The organism is Thiomicrorhabdus immobilis (assembly GCF_021654855.1).
Taxonomy (GTDB): Bacteria; Pseudomonadota; Gammaproteobacteria; order Thiomicrospirales; family Thiomicrospiraceae; genus Thiomicrorhabdus; species Thiomicrorhabdus immobilis.
The window spans coordinates 1820980-1837850 of the sequence record NZ_AP024202.1 but is presented as its reverse complement, the minus strand read 5'-3'; the positions used below and the strand labels follow the sequence as shown (position 1 = coordinate 1837850).

The following is a 16871-nucleotide window of genomic DNA, read 5'->3' as shown; positions in this document are numbered from 1 at the left end:
CGGTGTTTGCCAAACTTCAGGAACTTCAACAACAAAGCAAAAGCTGGCCAATGGATTTTTGGTTGTTGGGTTTGGTTGTGTTGCTTGCGGTAATTGGTTTAACCATGGTGGCTTCTGCTTCGGTTGCGATTAGCCAAATGCGTTTTGGGAATCCTGACCATTACTTCCTTCGTCAGTTGATGTCGATGGGCTTGGGTGCGATTGCCGCCTATATCTTCTTTCAAGTCCCTCTTGCCTATTGGGAGAACCACCGTGGTAAAATCTTCCTGTTCGCGCTGTTCTTATTGGTAGCGGTACTGGTGGTTGGTCGTGAAATCAACGGTAGTAAACGTTGGTTGCCATTGGTCATTATGAATTTTCAACCCTCTGAGTTTATGAAGCTGGCGATTGTTATCTTTATGGCAGGCTATTTAGACAAACACTCCAATGCGGTTAGAGAGGATTTCAGTGCGGTCATTCGTTTAGCTTTGCCCTTTGGGATTATGGCGATCCTGTTATTGATGGAGCCGGATTACGGCAGTACCTTTGTTATCGCGGTGATCATTACCGGCATGCTGTTGATTGCCGGGGCTCCTTGGCGTTACTTTGTGTTAACGGTATTGCCCATGGTAACGATTCTGGTCGCGCTTGTTGTCACTTCAAAATACCGAATGGCTCGAGTGAGTAACTTCCTAGACCCTTGGCAAGACCCTTTTGGTGCTGGTTATCAGTTGACCCAAGCATTAATCGCCTCGGGAAGCGGCGAGTGGTTTGGTTCGGGTTTGGGAGCCAGTGTGCAAAAGCTGCTCTACCTGCCTGATGCCCATACCGACTTTTTATTCTCAATCTATGGCGAAGAATTCGGTTTTGTCGGGGTGATTTTCCTCATCGCTATCTACTTGGGTGTCTTGTATCGTCTGTTCCGAATAGGCAGAAAGGCGATTAGCGTCAATCATTTTTTTGGCGGGATGATTGCCTATGGAATTGGTATCTGGATCATTCTGCAAGCGGGGATTAATATGGGGGTCAATCTTGGGGCTTTCCCGACCAAGGGTTTAACCTTACCCTTTATGAGTTACGGTGGCAGTAGTGTGCTGTTGCTGAGCATTGCTTTGGCGGTGGTGTTTAGAGTGGATTATGAAAGCCGTTTCTATCCAAGGGAGGCGAAAGAAGAGCCTGTCGATGATAGTTCTGAAGAGAATGATTCCAAAGAGAAAAAATCAAAATCGAGAGCGGGTAAAAAAGAGATGTCAGCTCGTGCAAGAAAACCGGTTTCAAGCCTCAAGACACCACGCAGAATCAATCCAAGTAGAGGCGTTTCTGGTAGTTGAACCAGGCCTGGTAATTTTGGGTATTCTGAAACCACAGTGAATGCTTTCAAACATTCTAAAAATAATCATTATAAATCCTAGAAAATGGCTGATAAGCGAATATGAAAAAGTCCAAAAAAGTTTTAATCATGGCGGGCGGAACAGGGGGACATGTGTTTCCTGGTATTGCTTTAGCAGAAGCCTTAAAACAACAAAATGTAGAGGTTTTTTGGTTAGGAACCCAAGGTGGAATGGAAGCGACATGGGTCAATAATGCCGCTATTCCATTACATAATATCTCTATCAAGGGGTTACGTGGTAATGGGTTGAAAGGCTGGTTAATGGCGCCTTTCAATATTCTCAAAGCACGTGCACAAGCCAAAAAAATCATGCAGCAGATTCAGCCGGATCTGGTGTTGGGAATGGGGGGCTTTGTTTGCGGCCCAGGTGGTTTGGCGGCGAAATCCTTAGGCATTCCTCTTGTGTTGCACGAGCAAAACGCCATTCCAGGATTAACCAATAAATTATTGGCGCCATTCGCCGATTTGGTGATTGCAGCGTTTCCCCAGAATAAAATCACAGGAAAAAATGTGTTGACCATCGGCAACCCGGTGCGTCAGGGGTTGGAAGATATTGAGCAGGTCGAAAACACCCAGCCTTGTCATTTATTGGTGCTTGGTGGTAGCAGGGGAGCTTTGGCACTGAATGAAACTTTACCCAAAGCTTTGGCGTTGATGGATGAGTCGATCCGCCCAGTGGTTAAACATCAAACCGGTGAAAAAACCTTGGCTCAGGCAGAGCAAGCTTATAAGCAATCGGGGGTTCAGGCTGAAGTCGTGCCGTTTATTGATAATATGCTATTAGCGTACGCCAGTGCAGATATGCTGTTATGCCGTTCAGGTGCCTTGACAATCAGTGAACTGATGGCCAGTGCGCGACCTGCCATTATGGTGCCTTACCCGCATGCGGTTGACGACCATCAAACTGCGAATGCTCAGGCTTTGGTCGATCTAGATGGTGGTGAAATCATTCAACAGGCCGACTTAACTCCAGAAAGGCTGGCCGCGGCTTTGACTGACTGGTGTGAAAACCCGGATAAACGTGTCAAAGCATCGTTGAGTATTCGTATACAAGCAAAAACTCAAGCCAAAGAGAAGATTGTTACCGAACTTATGGCAATCATGAACCGTTAGTCATTGGCTGACAAACATCCGAGGAAAATGCTATGCAAGGCTTAAAAGATAAACGAATTTTAATTACCGGTGCTTCCAGCGGTATCGGTGCGGGCATGGCAAGGGTGTTAGCCCGCGAGGGTTGTCGATTGGTGTTGCATTACAACCGTAATCAGGCGGGAATTGAAAGAACTTTGCAAGCCGTAGAGGCTCTTGGCGCTCAAGCTAAAGTGATTCGTTGCGATTTCAAGCAACTCAATCAATTGACCGAATTCTTTAACCAGGCCTGGTCATTTTTTGAAGGTTTGGATGGTTTGGTGAATAATGCCGGAATTGTGACTAAAAGCACATCTTTAAAAGATGCGGAAGGCCAGCAGTTTGCCGATACTCTAGCAGTCAATCTGCAAGCTCCTTATCAATTAAGCACGGCGTTTGCCCAAGCCTGCATTCAAGCGAAACAGCCGGGAGCGATTGTGAATAACAGCAGTATCCATGGTCAGGCCACTTGTGAGTGGTTCTCCGCTTATGCAGCCTCTAAAATGGGTTTGGATGCAATTACCAAAGTGCAAGCGGTAGAGTGGGGGCAACACGGTATTCGAGTCAATGGTTTGGCGCCGGGTGTGGTGCCGGTTGAACGCACCGATAAGATTTTGAATGAAGCTTCTATGGCTGAAAAATGGCGTGAACGCATGCCGGCAGGGCGCTATGGCACAACCGAAGAGATGGGTGAGGCAACAGCCTATTTATTGTCGGATGCCACCTTGTGGATGACAGGTTCGATTTTGACCATTGATGGGGGGTTAATTGCCCGCGGTAACTATCCGGTGCGGTAGTTGGATATGTCGTTTTCTGTGTGGGTCAATGACGCTGTTTTGCCGAAGACTAGTCAGTCATTCAGCACAAAATCAACCCCTTAAATTTAACGCCAAGTCGTTGAATCTTTTTTGAGGGTGTCTACTCCTATTGTCGAATCCATTTCCGCCCAGCCTTTCTTTTTTGTTTTAATATTCCGTTGTCATTAAATTGTATTGTCTTATGGCATTTAAATTGCTATGCCCAAGCTATATGTCAAAAAAACAGCAGAGCTAACTATGAAAGACTGGTTGAGAAAACTCACTATCAAACAAAAAATGCGCTTTGGATTCGGTGTTATCTGGGGTGTACTGGCAATTATTACTATTCAGGCGGCAATAAATTTAGCCGTAGTTCGTTCTAGTGTCTCGGAGATGATAGAGCAACATCAGCCAATTGCCTTGGAAGCCAAAGAATCGGCTTTTGTCCTTGAAAAAAGCATGAATGCTTTGAGTATGTATATTTTGATGAATGAGCCAACGCTGTTGGAACATTACCAAGCCGGCATTCAAAAAGTCACAGAGAATGTGGATAAGTCTAAGGTCAGTCTGAAATCCTATGGTGAGGATTCTAAGTTACTGTTAGATAAATACAGCTTGTTGGAACAGCATATGTTGGAACTCCAGCCGCTGGTTGAACAGGTAAAGGTTCTGCAAGAGAGCCGTGTTAAGAAGTTTCCGGCGTTTGAATATGTGAATAACAATATGTCGAAGTTGGCTAATAGTATGCAGCAAACTTTGTCTGTGATGATTAATTCGGAGATGGCGGAGCTTAGTCCACAAAGACAAACCATTTTAAGTGATTTGCTTGAGTTGCAAAAATCTTGGTTGAACGTCACCAGTAGTTTACGCGGCTATATCGGATTCAGAAGTGACTCCATGGCTGAATCAACCGATAACTATTTAAACCGTTTCGAGTCATTGATCCAAAAAGTCAAACAACAAAAACAGGTTGAGTTCACTATTGAAGAGGAAGACGGCATCGTCACTCTTGAAACGCTTTATGAAAACTACCGTGAGCATTATATGGTGGTCAAAGGCATTCATGGTGGTGATAAATGGCGTATGGATGTCTGGTTGATGAATACGCAAATCTTGCCGATTTTCGAGCGTCTAGATAAAGAGTTGATTGAAATATCTGACTTGGCGGTCAATGATGTTGATCAAATGAGCGAAGATGTCATGGGCTTGAGTTTGAACAGTATCATTCTATTGTTGCTGTTCTCTGCCATTGGTCAAATTGCCGGCATGATGGTCTCTAATCGAGTGACTAAATCTGTGGTTTCACCGATTCAGGATATTTCAGAAGCGATGAAAGACATCTCGGAAGGTGAAGGGGATTTGACACGCCGTCTTCCGGTCAAAAGCCGTGATGAGATTGGGCAGTTAGCTGAGCACTTCAACGCATTTGTAAATAAAATTCATAAAATGCTCTCCGAGCTTTCCAAGACCGTAGGTGAGTTGGAAGTCTCTTCACGAAGCCTGTTGGATATCACTCATCAAGCGAAAGAAGGTGCACAACAACAGCTTGCCGCCACGGGTGGCTTGTCATCTTCGATGATTGATATGACAGAAAAATCTAGAAGTGTGGAAGATCATTCGCATAATACTTCAAGAGCGACACAGCAAGCGGCAGAGCGCATTAAAGAGAGTGGTGAAATGGTGGTGAGTACCGCCAACCAAATTCAAAAACTTTCCAGTGGAATGCAGGAGATGACCGATGCGGTTGAACTCTTGAGAGAGGACAGTGAGTCTATCGGTACCGTTGTGAGTGTGATTCGAGCCATTGCTGAGCAAACCAATCTACTTTCACTTAACGCGGCGATTGAAGCGGCGAGAGCGGGTGAACATGGACGAGGATTTGCGGTAGTTGCTGATGAGGTGAGAAGCCTAGCTCAGAGAACTCAGGAATCGACCGTACAGATTGAGCAAATTATTGACAAAATCCGCAATGCGACCTTATCGACCGTTAAGGTGGTAGAGTCTGGGCAGGATTCAACCAAAGCCAGTTGTGAGGCGGTGACACGAACCAAAGAGATGTTACAGCCTGTGGTGATTCTAATGGATGACATCAATCAAATGAGTCAACAAATGGCACAAGCGGCACATACACAAAGTTCATTGGCTCAAGAGATAAATCAGAATATTAACCAGATCCACGATGTAACCGAAAGAGCGGCGGAAGGAGCGAACAGCACCGAAAAAGCGGGTAACAATTTACAACACCTTGCCGATAAGCTTGAAAGTTTGGTGCATCAATTCAAGATTTAACCTTGTTAAAAATCCAAACTTCAAAAAAGTGACCAGGCCTGGTCACTTTTTATTTGCGTGAATAACGCCATTTCCAAATCCAGTACACAATTCAAGCATACAATCTATATAATGCTAAATCTAATATATGTTTGTTCGGTAATAAATAGGTAAGATGCCATTCAGTCATCTTGCATAATCCAATTAAAAATCGAGTTTAAATAAAGTTTATGTGGTCCTATCCAAATATTGATCCGGTTGCCTTAGACTTAGGTGTTCTACAAATCCACTGGTATGGTTTGATGTATCTTATCGCCTTTGCCGGTGGTTGGTTTTATGGTGTGTATCGTGCTAAAACACGTGAACCTTGGAACAGTGAAATGGTGGGTGACCTCCTGTTCTATGTGGCGATGGGAGTGATTTTGGGAGGTAGGATTGGCTATATCCTGTTCTATGATTTGGCTCACTATGTTGCCGCACCTTTGGATGTCTTTAAGGTTTGGCAAGGTGGCATGTCTTTTCATGGTGGATTGCTCGGTGTAACCATCGCAATGCTGGCTTTTGCTAAGAAAACCCAGCAGAGCCTTTTTCAAGTTGCCGATTTTGTCGCGCCACTGGTGCCCATCGGTTTATTTACCGGGCGAATCGGTAATTTCATTAATGGTGAATTGTGGGGTAAAACCACAGATTCAGCTTTAGGCATGTGGGTTTTTGACCCTGTTATCCAACAGACAGTACAAAAGTATCCTACCCAACTGTTGGAAGCGTTGTTGGAAGGTTTTCTGTTATTCCTGATTTTAGCCTGGTACGCTAGAAAACCTCGTCCGCCTGGCTCTATCGCGGGTGTGTTTTTAATTGGTTATGGTGTCTTTAGGTTTGCCGTGGAATTTTGGAGAGTTCCCGATGCTCAGATTGGATATTTGCTGTGGGATTGGTTGACCATGGGGCAAATCTTATCTTTACCGATGGTCGTAATCGGGCTTTTGTTGGTAATCTATACCCATCAGAAACAGCAAAAGAATCAGTAGAATTCAGGTTGTTGATCTAGTAAATAGACTGGCAACGATAACAAGTATTAGAAAACAAAAAGTGTAAATAGAATGAAACAGTATTTAGATTTATTAAATCATATTTTAGAAAAGGGAACCGATAAAGGCGACCGAACCGGTACCGGAACTCGCTCGGTATTTGGTTATCAGATGCGTTTTGATTTACAGGACGGTTTTCCGCTGGTTACCACTAAAAAATTACATATTCGTTCTATTGTGCATGAGCTGCTATGGTTTTTGAGCGGTGACACCAATATCAAATACCTTAAAGATAATGGTGTGCGCATTTGGGATGAGTGGGCCACCGAGTCAGGCGATTTGGGGCCTCTATACGGTAAACAATGGGTGGCCTGGCAGAAACCGAATGGTGAAACCATCAACCAGATTGCTGAAGTGGTTGAAACCTTGAAAAACAACCCGAATAGCCGTCGCATGATTGTAACGGCTTGGAACCCTGCGGACTTGCCGGATGAGTCGATTAGTCCACAGCAAAACGTCGAAAACGGACAGATGGCATTGGCGACTTGTCATGCCTTCTTTCAATTCTATGTGGCCAATGGCAAAGTTTCCTGTCAATTGTATCAACGTAGTGCGGACACCTTTTTAGGTGTGCCGTTCAATATCGCCAGTTATGCACTGTTGTTGCATATGATTGCCCAACAAACGGGTTATGAAGTGGGGGATTTTGTATGGACCGGCGGTGATGTACATCTCTATAACAATACCATGGATCAGGCGCGTGAACAGTTGACTCGTGAACCGTACCCTTTGCCAAAACTGGTTATCAAACGTAAGCCGCAGAGCATTTTCGACTATAAATTCGAGGATTTTGAAATAGTCGATTATGAATCTCACCCTCATATCAAAGCCGAGGTGTCGGTATGAAGGTTGCAATGATTGCCGCCATGGCAAAAAACCGCGTTATCGGCCTAGATAACGATATGCCTTGGCATTTACCGGATGATTTGAAATTCTTTAAAGCCACTACCACCGGCAAGCCGGTGATTATGGGTAGAAAAACCTTTGAATCGATTGGTTCCAAGCCGTTACCGAACCGTCCTAACTATGTGATCAGTCGTCAACCTGATTTTGAAGCACCCGGCGCTACGGTGTTTGCTTCAATTGATGCCGCTTTGAGTGAACTCGCTGAGCATGAAGAAGTCATTATTATGGGAGGTGGTCAGCTTTATAGCATGATGCTGCCTAAAGCCGATAAATTATATCTAACGCTTATTGATGCGGAAATAGATGGCGATACCCTTTTCCCTGATTGGACCAAAATGGCATGGAATGAGCTTTCAAGAGAACATCATCCTAAAGATGAGCGTCATGCTTTTGAGTTTGATTTTGTCACATTAGAGAAAGCTTAAATAAACTGAATTAATTTTGGGTAAAAACTCTTAATTACCTATTTGGGTTCTATCCCCTACAATGGCGCTCACAAAATAATAATAAATTACCTATTCAGTGGCTTGAATAGGTCTCTTGGAGTGTTTATGTCAATTAAAATGAAGATGATTTTTGGAATCATTGGAACTTTATCTCTTTTCTTAATCAGTACCTTAGCGACTCAGTGGCTAGTAAATGAAACCAATAAAACCATTTCTCTGGTGGTTGATGAAAATGGTCAGAAACTTGAATTTTTAGCTTCTTTGAAAGAAAGTGCTTCTCAGCGTGAAATTCAGCTTTTGAATCTGGCATTGTTGGACCCCGATGCCGATAGTTATGAAATCAATCTAGAGGCCTATAAAAAACAGCTCAAAGAGAGTGCCGACTCCATTTCTACTTTCTTCAATAAGTTGAATGAACTCAAGTTCAGTCAAGAGGAAATGGCGGTGTATGATGAGATAAAATTGAGCATGAACGGTGCGAATGCGGCATTTGCTAGTTTTATGACCGCCATTGATGAAGGCTTTCAATCTGAAGCGATTGTCATTATGAAAGAGGAGTTTCGTCCTAAATATTTAGTGTTTTCAAACACGGTTGCTCGATTACAGCAGATGCAAAAAGAGAAAAACCGAATCGCTGTCGAGGATTTACATGAAGCCGAAGAATCGAGTGTCTTATATCTATGGATTGCGTTTATCTTGATTGTCATTGCCTTTACTGTTGGTGGTTCTGTCATCACGCGTAGCTTGTTACGATCGATTGACTCAATGGAAAAAGTCATGACTAAAATTTGCCAAACGGGAGAGATGAAGCATCGCATTAAGGTATATGGTAACGATGAGCTTGCAAGAACGGCTGAGGCCTTCAATCTGTTATTGGATGATATTAATCAGGCGGTTTCAGGGGTGAATACAGTTTTAAACTCTATTGCAAAAGGGGATTTTAGTCGCCGTGTGGAAAGTGATTTGAAAGGCGATTTTTTACAAATGAAAGAAGAGGTGAATACCTCCGTTAATCAAATTAGTTCGATTATGAATATTTTGGAAATCACGGCTCAAAATTTCCGTTCTGGTCAGCTTAAGGTGCATCAGGATGATAGCGTGCACTTGGAAGGTAAGTTTTCGGATGTGGTCTATGATTTAGATCGTTCTGCAGAGCATATGAAGACAATCGTGGATTCGATAGCCGATACCTTGAATCACTTGGCGCATGGTGATTTTTCAGCCCGTTCCGAAGCGGATGTGCGTGGTGACTTCATCCCTTTAAAAGAGTCATTGAATGTGACTTTGAACGACCTGGAAAATTTTGTGAATGAGGTGGCACAAGTACAGGCCTCTATCAGTGACGGTGACTTAACTCATACCGTGAAAGGAACCTATGCCGGTAAAATGGCGGTTTTAAAAGATTCGTTAAATAGTTCGGTTAAAAATACCGCCGTCATGGTGGCTAAGGTTGGCGCAGTCACCGATTCGGTGGTTAATGGTGTCGAAAACTTAACCCGCGGTAACTCGGATATCAGCCGTAGAGTACAAGAGCAGGCGGCGGCATTGGAAGAGACCTCTGCATCGATGGAGCAGATGACCAGTGCGGTACGCCATAATGCCGATAATGCGGTGCAGGCTAAGGATAAAACCTTGGATGCAAGGAAACAACTGGAGTCAGGATTGGTGACAATGGAACAGGCTTTAACCTCTATGGAGCAGATGTCTGAAGCGAATCAAAAAATTAATGAAATTACCACTTTGATTGATGGAATTGCATTCCAAACCAATCTGCTCGCTTTGAATGCGGCTGTAGAGGCGGCTAGAGCCGGTGAACATGGACGAGGGTTTGCGGTTGTGGCCGGAGAAGTCCGAAGTTTGGCCGGTAAATCTGCTGAAGCGGCGGGTGAGATTAAGCATTTGATTGAAAACAGCGTGAAGATCAGCCAAGAGAGTGGTCGTTACGTTAGAGATACCAGCGATGCTTTAACCCAAATCAATAGTGCTATGCATGAAGTCAGTGAGATGGTCACCGAAATCTCGGGTACCAGTGAGGAGCAAGCCAGAGGGGTTGAGCAGGTCAATATTGCAATCAACTCAATGGATGAGATGACTCAAGGGAATGCCGCGGTAGTGGAGAAAGCCGCCGAGTCAAGTAAAGCGGTATTGGATGATGCGGATACCTTAAAAGAGCAGGTTAATAAATTTATCATCGATACCGACGTCGTGGCACGTACCGAGAAGTTGATCCATTCACAGGTGGCGAGCCAATTTGAGAAGATGATTGAAGCGCATATGGCGTGGAAAGGCAAGATTCGTGCGTTTGTTGAGGGGGTTGATATCGGTGTGAGTTATGAAGTGGCAACCGATCATACTGCCTGTATTTTAGGGAAGTGGTATTACAATGAAGGTCAGGAATTGATGAATTTACCACTAATGCAGCAGTTGGGCGATGAGCATATGCAAATGCATCAAGGTATAAAAACGGTAATGGACGCTAAATCAATCGATGATATCGATTCGGTAGAACAAGGTTTGGCCGCCGTTGATGAACAAAGTGAGAAGGTGGTGGAGATTCTCTATAAGTTAATTGACCAGGTTGCTTGATTCTCTGTTTAATAGCCATTAAGCCATTAAGCCATTAAGCAATGTAAAATCATTGCTACATAACCTTCAAAGCCGCTTTTTTAGCGGCTTTTTTATTGGTAGGGCTAATTGTTAGGTTGGGGTTTTAACTGCAGTAGTAAGAAGAGAAACGTTGCCGCCATTACAATCGCAGGACCGGTTGGCAAATCAATGTAGTAAGAGGTGAATAGGCCCACTAAGATTGAAAAAACGCCAATGATAATGCTGAATACCAGCATCTGTTCCGGTGATGTGGATAGTCTTCTCGCCGCCGCCGCAGGGATGATAAGCAACGAGGTCACCAATAAAACCCCGACTATTTTCATAGAAAGCGCGATCATAAAGGCTAAGAGAAGCACAAACAGGAGCTGCACTTGTTTGACATTAACCCCTTCGACTTGGGCGAGTTCAGGGTTAAGAGTGGCATTAAGCAATGACTGCCAGTGCTTTAAATAAAACACCAGGATTAAAAGGCTGGTTAGTAGGATTAGCCCTAAATCGACACGGTTGATGCTTAAGATATCGCCAAACAAGTAACCCATTAAATCCACTTGAATATTGTCTTGCAAGCTAATCAATATCAGTCCGAATGCCAGGCTACTATGGGCCAATATACCTAATAACGTATCTGAAGATAGTTGTTTGTATTGGCTCAACCAGAAAATAGCCGCGGCCACCATCATCGAGACGATAATGACACTTAGGGTTAAATCCAGTTGCAGAAATAAACCGATGCTTATGCCTAGTAGTGCAGAGTGCGCAAGGGTGGCGCCAAAATAAGATTGGCGTTGCCAAACCATAAATACGCCAAGCGGTGCGGAAATGATGGCGAGTCCAATGCCTCCTATCAGCGCAAAAAGCATAAAGTCAGGAAGTAGTGGCATAATCAATTGGTCTCTTTAATGGTGTGGGTTTGACTGTTCTGGATTTGCCCAGGTTGTGTTTCAGGATGTAAGCCGTGGGTGTGTTGACAGGCTTCGTTGTTATGATGGTGCTCATAGAAAGCCAAACTCTCGGATAGGTCTCCAAATAGCGCTTGAAACTCTGAAGACTTGCTGACTTGTTGTGGGTGCCCGGTACAGCACATATGTTGGTTTAAACATAAAACCTCGTCGGTATGTTTCATGACGATATGTAAGTCGTGGCTGACCATTAATATTCCACAACCATATTCATGGCGTATTTTATTGATATAGTCATATATTTCAGTTTGTCCTTGCAAATCAACTCCTTGTACCGGTTCGTCCAACACTAATAGTTGCGGCTCTCTGATCAATGCCCTAGCCAACAGGATTCGCTGCATTTCACCACCGGAAACTTTTTGGATAGGATGGTTGAGGAGGTCGGCGATATCGAGATCTTGAGTGGTTTTTTCAATGAGTGTGTTACTATATGCAGCCTTGAAAAACCAGTTTTTAACGCTTTGTTTGAATCCCGTTTTGAAGTGTGTATTTGGCAGGCCTAATTGCAAAAAACGTTCAACGGTCATCGGCAAGGTGGGGTCGATTTGGATTTTTTGTGGCATAAAACCAATTTTGAGGTTTTTCTGACGGATCACTTTGCCCTTTGTCGGCTTGGTTAAGCCGAGTAAGATTTTAAGCAAAGTCGATTTACCCGCGCCGTTAGGCCCAATAAGTGTCACAATCTCTTTTGGAAAAATCTGCAGCGAAATCTGCTGTAAAACCGTGTTGGTTTCATATTGGTGGGAAACGTTTTCAGCTTTAATAAGAGGCTGTCTAAAATGAGTAAACTGCACGCGGGATAAAGCCTTTAAATAAATGAGTCAATAATTTTGCCTAAATTTGCCTGAATTTAGCGAAAGGCAAGGAAATAAATATGTGGAATATTTTATCGAGTTTAATCCATAAAGTACGAAAAGAATTTAATCTAGCGATTAGCCGGTTGCCGAGCGTTAGGTTAGCCAACGCTGGTTATGTGTTTTTGTCTTTTTCGATTATGTCTTATGCCGCATCCAGTTATGCGGTAACCATTACCGTATCCATTCCCCCTTTGGCGGGCATGATTGCCCCTTTGCTTGGTGATGAAGACCGGGTTGAAGTCATCCTAAAGCCAGGTGCAAGTCCGCATGGTTTTCAACTTAAACCATCGCATTTAAGAAACTTACAAAACAGCGATTTGATTGTTTGGGTTGGCAGCCCTGTCGACAGTTGGATGCAAAAACCTTTGGCCAATCTCCATACGGCTGAATTGAATTTAAAACATTTACCCGGGATTGAAGAGTATCCGGTTAGGCAGGGTGGTTTGTGGGAAACCAAGCATGAGCATACTCATGCCGAGGTGCATGCTGAAGAAAAGGGTGAAGAAAAGGGTGAAGAGCGCGACCATCATGTTGATGAGCACCCGCATGAGCAGAGAATGGATGGGCATTTGTGGATGTCCTTCAAGAATACGCTTCTATTGATTGAATCGGTTTCTAAACAGTTGCAACAAATGCAGCCTGATCATGCCCAGCTGATTCAGCAAAGAACCCAGGCCTGGTTAAATCAACTTAGACAGAGCAATGAGGTTGTGCAAAATCAGCTTCAGGCAGTTAAAAATGAGCCTTTTATGGTTCTGCATGATGCTTATCAATATTTTGAAAAACAGTATCAACTTAATGGGGTCGGTTCCATTCAGCTTAATCCATCGGTATCGCCAAGCTTAAAAAGAGTGGCTGAACTTCGCGCTAGAATTAAAGAGGGTGGGGTCAAGTGTGTTTTTAAAGAGCCTCAGTTTCCTGAAAGACGTGTATTGGCGGTGGTTAAAGGTTTGGATGTGAAGGTCGGTAGCTTGGATCCAATGGGGGTTGTGAGTAAGGCGTTTCAGCAAAAACAGCAACAGGACTTTATGTTTTATGACCAGTTTATGCTGAAGTTGAGTGAAGGTTTTACAGCGTGTTTGCAGGTTGAAAATTAGGTTTTATTGGTTTTAAGGATTTTTAAATGGCTCAGTTAGATAAGCCGATTGATGTGCAAAATATTGTATTGCTTGGGTTGCCGGGTTCAGGGAAGTCCCATGTGGCCGCTGCTTTGCAACAACAGTTCGGTTGTCATTTGCTTGCTAGTACTGATTGTCAGTTGGAGGGTTCGGTTTTAGCTTTCAACAGGCCTGGTTGTTTGGAATGGCAAGATTTTTTGAATTTGCCGATCAAGCAAGGTGATCAACAGGATACCCAATCTTTTTGGTGTGTGATCGATGTACGTTCGGTATTACCCGCTACTGGTTTCGAATGGCTTGAAGAGCACTTAAGTCGACTTTTGGCTATTGCCGACGGAGTGGTGTTCACCTTTACAGAAGCGGCATCTTTAGATGAGCAGGCCTGGTGGGGGCAGTGGGTCAAAAATCATTCATCTAATGCCAAAAAACCAATTGTCCGTCTGATGAATCAGCTTTTACCGGTTTCGTTTTCAGGTTTTGCCAGCATTCAAATGGATGGTCTTCAATTTGATAAACTGAACCAGCAGGAAGCGGCTTTATATCAACAATCAGCAAGTTATCAGTTTGACGTTGACCGAGTTGTATTGGATCATCTTTTGATGGGGCTGGACTCTTCTCGCCATAACCTTGCGATGCGGATTACCCGGGTCAAGGCTATTGTAAGGACTTTGGAATACGCCAATTTGGTTGTCATAGAGGGAACTCCTTATCGTTGGGATACCTATGCCGCCGAAACAGAGCAAGGTTTGGGTAAGGTCGAGATTAGTGGGATTGGACTTGACCAGGCCTGGTTGAAACAGCTAATTGATGCGGCCAAAGTCTGAAATCACCCCAAAAACAACTCCTTCATGATCTGGATATATTAAGATTCTTTAATGTAAAACCCATAGACATTTTATTAATAACCTACTAAAATACTCAGAAATTAAAATTGAGCGTTAAAAAACCATGGCTGAAGCAGCAAAAATAACAGAATTACAACCACAAAATGTGCAAGAAGGCAGTCAATATCAAGAGATTGATGATCTGCTTTCTAAAAACAAGCACTATAAAGAGGGGTTTGTAACCACGACTAACGTTGAAACTTTTGCAAAAGGGCTGAATGAAGACGTTGTTCGTGCGATTTCTGCGAAAAAGAATGAGCCGGAGTGGATGTTAGACTTTAGATTAAAAGCTTTCGCACACTGGAAAACCCTAGAAGAGCCGCATTGGGCGAAAGCGGAATACACTCCGTTAGACTATCAAGATTATAGTTATTACTCGGCGCCAGAGTGTGGTTCATGTGCCGGCACTTGTAGCACTGACGAAAACGCAGAACCTGAAATCGATCCTGAAGTCGCCAAAGCGTTTGCCGAGTTGGGTGTACCTATTATGGGCGATGATGCCAATGTGGCGGTGGATGCGATTTTTGATTCGATTTCTGTTTCGACCACCAAGCGAGAAGACTTAGCCGAGTTGGGTATCATTTTCTGTTCATTTTCAGAAGCGGTTCAAGATTATCCCGAAATGGTTCAGCAGTACATCGGTACAGTGGTGCCGCATCATGACAACTACTTTGCGGCATTGAACTCAGCTGTGGCTTCAGATGGTACTTTTGTGTATATCCCTGAAGGAGTGCGTTGCCCGATCGACCTATCAACCTATTTCCGTATCAACGAAGCCAAAACCGGCCAGTTTGAAAGAACGATTTTAATTGCCGATAAAGGCAGTTATGTCAGTTATCTTGAAGGTTGTTCTGCACCGGTTCGTGATACCTACCAGTTGCATGCGGCGGTGGTAGAGGTGATTGTTCACGAAGATGCCGAAGTGAAGTATTCAACGGTACAAAACTGGTATCCGGGGGATGATGACTGCACAGGCGGGATTCTGAATTTTGTTACCAAACGCGGAATTTGCGAAGGTAAGAATTCTAAATTGTCTTGGACTCAAGCGGAAACCGGTTCAGCGATTACCTGGAAATACCCAAGTTGTATTTTGAAAGGGGATAATTCGATTGGTGAGTTCTACTCGGTAGCCTTAACCAATCGTAGACAGCAGGCGGATACCGGAACCAAAATGATTCATATCGGTAAAAACACCCGCAGCACCATTATTTCAAAAGGCTTGTCTGCCGGTAAAAGTGATAACACTTACCGTGGTTTGGTGAAGATTTTGCCTAGTGCCGAAGGGGCGCGTAACTTTACCCAGTGTGATTCGATGCTGATAGGCGATCAGTGTGGTGCACATACTTTTCCGTATATAGAAGTGGAAAATCCAACCGCTCAGGTTGAACACGAAGCGACCACTTCTCGTATCGGTGAAGATCAGCTGTTTTATTGCAAACAACGCGGTATTAGTGAGCAAGATGCAATTTCAATGATTGTGAATGGTTTCTGTAAAGAAGTGTTCAGTGAACTGCCATTAGAGTTTGCGCAAGAAGCTGAAGAGTTGTTGGCCATTAGTTTAGAAGGTTCTGTTGGATAAATTAGCGAGATAAACGCCAATATGGAGTTGTCAAAACATCGCAATACACAGAATAGTACAAACCAGATTAATTAAAAAAAGTAAAAAATCATGTTATTAAAAGTAGAAAACCTACAAGCTGAAATCGATGATAAACAAATTCTTAAGGGCTTAAACCTAGAAGTTAAGTCAGGTGAAGTCCATGCAATCATGGGGCCAAACGGTGCCGGTAAAAGTACCTTGGCAAATGTGCTTTCAGGTCGAGATGATTATGAAGTGACCGGGGGCTCAGCCGAATTTGATGGTGAAGATTTATTAGAGCTTGATGCGGAAGACCGTGCGCGTAAAGGTGTGTTTTTAGCATTCCAATACCCGGTGGAAATCCCAGGTGTCAGCAATAAGTTGTTTATGCAAACGGCCTTAAATGCAGTGCGTGAAGAACGCGGTTTACCCGCTTTGGATATGTTCGATTTCGATGAGTTCGCTAAAGCGAAAATCGAGCTGTTGGATATGCGTGCTGATTTGCTTGAGCGTTCGGTCAATGTCGGCTTCTCGGGTGGCGAGAAAAAGCGTAACGACATCTTTCAAATGGCATTGCTAGAACCTAAACTTTGTATTCTTGATGAGACCGATTCTGGACTTGATATCGATGCGTTACGTGTCGTGGCAAACGGGGTTAACGCACTTCGTTCACCAGAGCGTAGTTTTATCGTGGTAACGCATTATCAGCGTCTTTTGGATTACATTAAACCGGATCACGTGCATGTTCTATATAACGGTAAAATCGTCAAATCAGGCGGTTTTGAACTGGTGCATGAACTTGAAGAAAACGGTTACGACGAAATCATCAAACAATATCAGAATCAAAATCCAAACGATTAAGACA

General features: G+C 43.7%; 14 protein-coding genes. 12 read left to right on the top strand and 2 right to left on the bottom strand.

The features are described 5' to 3' along the window. Positions 1-2 precede the first annotated feature (2 nt). From ftsW to L6421_RS11525, 8 genes are all read left to right on the top strand, one after another. Complete coding sequence (ftsW, locus tag L6421_RS08400) at positions 3-1310, top strand: putative lipid II flippase FtsW (protein ID WP_237261320.1); 1308 nt, start codon at positions 3-5, stop codon at positions 1308-1310. Positions 1311-1411: 101 nt separating this feature from the next. Continuing rightward, positions 1412-2482 carry an undecaprenyldiphospho-muramoylpentapeptide beta-N-acetylglucosaminyltransferase gene (murG, locus tag L6421_RS08395; protein WP_237261318.1) on the top strand — a complete coding sequence of 357 codons (1071 nt, stop codon included), beginning with the start codon at positions 1412-1414 and terminating at the stop codon, positions 2480-2482. Between the two features lie 32 nt (positions 2483-2514). Continuing rightward, the gene (locus tag L6421_RS08390) at positions 2515-3294 is read left to right on the top strand and encodes an SDR family NAD(P)-dependent oxidoreductase (protein ID WP_237261316.1); all 780 of its coding nucleotides are present in this window, start codon (positions 2515-2517) and stop codon (positions 3292-3294) included. A 258-nt stretch (positions 3295-3552) separates the two neighbouring features. Next, entirely contained in the window at positions 3553-5583 is a 2031-nt protein-coding gene (locus L6421_RS08385; RefSeq protein WP_237261313.1) for a methyl-accepting chemotaxis protein, read from the top strand. Positions 5584-5792: 209 nt separating this feature from the next. Next, on the top strand, positions 5793-6590 hold the full coding sequence (lgt, locus tag L6421_RS08380) for a prolipoprotein diacylglyceryl transferase (RefSeq protein ID WP_237261311.1): 798 nt from the start codon (positions 5793-5795) through the stop codon (positions 6588-6590). A 72-nt stretch (positions 6591-6662) separates the two neighbouring features. Further along, entirely contained in the window at positions 6663-7496 is an 834-nt protein-coding gene (locus L6421_RS08375) for a thymidylate synthase (RefSeq protein WP_237261309.1), read from the top strand. Further along, positions 7493-7981 (top strand): type 3 dihydrofolate reductase, encoded by a 489-nt coding sequence (folA, locus tag L6421_RS08370; RefSeq protein ID WP_237261307.1) that lies wholly within the window; start codon positions 7493-7495, stop codon positions 7979-7981. Before L6421_RS08375 ends, folA begins: the two co-directional genes overlap by 4 nt. A gap of 126 nt (positions 7982-8107) precedes the next feature. Beyond that, a complete protein-coding gene (locus L6421_RS11525) occupies positions 8108-10588 on the top strand; it encodes a methyl-accepting chemotaxis protein (RefSeq protein WP_311195274.1) in 2481 nt (826 codons plus the stop codon). A 104-nt stretch (positions 10589-10692) separates the two neighbouring features. On the opposite strand, the gene L6421_RS08355 is transcribed toward L6421_RS11525, so the two are convergent. After that, a complete protein-coding gene (locus tag L6421_RS08355; RefSeq protein WP_237261305.1) occupies positions 10693-11490 on the bottom strand; it encodes an iron chelate uptake ABC transporter family permease subunit in 798 nt (265 codons plus the stop codon). Positions 11491-11492: 2 nt separating this feature from the next. Next, positions 11493-12362, bottom strand: coding sequence for an ATP-binding cassette domain-containing protein (locus L6421_RS08350; RefSeq protein WP_237261303.1), 870 nt, complete (start codon positions 12360-12362; stop codon positions 11493-11495). Between the two features lie 80 nt (positions 12363-12442). Between L6421_RS08350 and L6421_RS08345 the strand changes: the two genes are divergently transcribed. From L6421_RS08345 to sufC, 4 genes are all read left to right on the top strand, one after another. Further along, the gene (locus tag L6421_RS08345; RefSeq protein WP_237261301.1) at positions 12443-13522 is read left to right on the top strand and encodes a zinc ABC transporter substrate-binding protein; all 1080 of its coding nucleotides are present in this window, start codon (positions 12443-12445) and stop codon (positions 13520-13522) included. Between the two features lie 26 nt (positions 13523-13548). Continuing rightward, the gene (locus L6421_RS08340; protein ID WP_237261286.1) at positions 13549-14367 is read left to right on the top strand and encodes a hypothetical protein; all 819 of its coding nucleotides are present in this window, start codon (positions 13549-13551) and stop codon (positions 14365-14367) included. A gap of 124 nt (positions 14368-14491) precedes the next feature. Then, positions 14492-16006 (top strand): Fe-S cluster assembly protein SufB, encoded by a 1515-nt coding sequence (sufB, locus tag L6421_RS08335; protein ID WP_237261284.1) that lies wholly within the window; start codon positions 14492-14494, stop codon positions 16004-16006. A gap of 90 nt (positions 16007-16096) precedes the next feature. Then, positions 16097-16867 carry a Fe-S cluster assembly ATPase SufC gene (gene sufC / locus L6421_RS08330; RefSeq protein WP_237261282.1) on the top strand — a complete coding sequence of 257 codons (771 nt, stop codon included), beginning with the start codon at positions 16097-16099 and terminating at the stop codon, positions 16865-16867. The last annotated feature ends 4 nt before the right edge of the window (positions 16868-16871 follow it).

Coding starts and splice junctions, on each gene's coding strand:
- L6421_RS11525 (WP_311195274.1), top strand. CDS start 8,108: ATGTCAATTAAAATGAAGATGATTTTTGGAATCATTGGAACTTTATCT.
- L6421_RS08340 (WP_237261286.1), top strand. CDS start 13,549: ATGGCTCAGTTAGATAAGCCGATTGATGTGCAAAATATTGTATTGCTT.
- L6421_RS08390 (WP_237261316.1), top strand. CDS start 2,515: ATGCAAGGCTTAAAAGATAAACGAATTTTAATTACCGGTGCTTCCAGC.
- L6421_RS08385 (WP_237261313.1), top strand. CDS start 3,553: ATGAAAGACTGGTTGAGAAAACTCACTATCAAACAAAAAATGCGCTTT.
- sufB (WP_237261284.1), top strand. CDS start 14,492: ATGGCTGAAGCAGCAAAAATAACAGAATTACAACCACAAAATGTGCAA.
- murG (WP_237261318.1), top strand. CDS start 1,412: ATGAAAAAGTCCAAAAAAGTTTTAATCATGGCGGGCGGAACAGGGGGA.
- folA (WP_237261307.1), top strand. CDS start 7,493: ATGAAGGTTGCAATGATTGCCGCCATGGCAAAAAACCGCGTTATCGGC.
- L6421_RS08355 (WP_237261305.1), bottom strand. CDS start 11,490: ATGCCACTACTTCCTGACTTTATGCTTTTTGCGCTGATAGGAGGCATT.
- sufC (WP_237261282.1), top strand. CDS start 16,097: ATGTTATTAAAAGTAGAAAACCTACAAGCTGAAATCGATGATAAACAA.
- L6421_RS08345 (WP_237261301.1), top strand. CDS start 12,443: ATGTGGAATATTTTATCGAGTTTAATCCATAAAGTACGAAAAGAATTT.
- L6421_RS08375 (WP_237261309.1), top strand. CDS start 6,663: ATGAAACAGTATTTAGATTTATTAAATCATATTTTAGAAAAGGGAACC.
- lgt (WP_237261311.1), top strand. CDS start 5,793: ATGTGGTCCTATCCAAATATTGATCCGGTTGCCTTAGACTTAGGTGTT.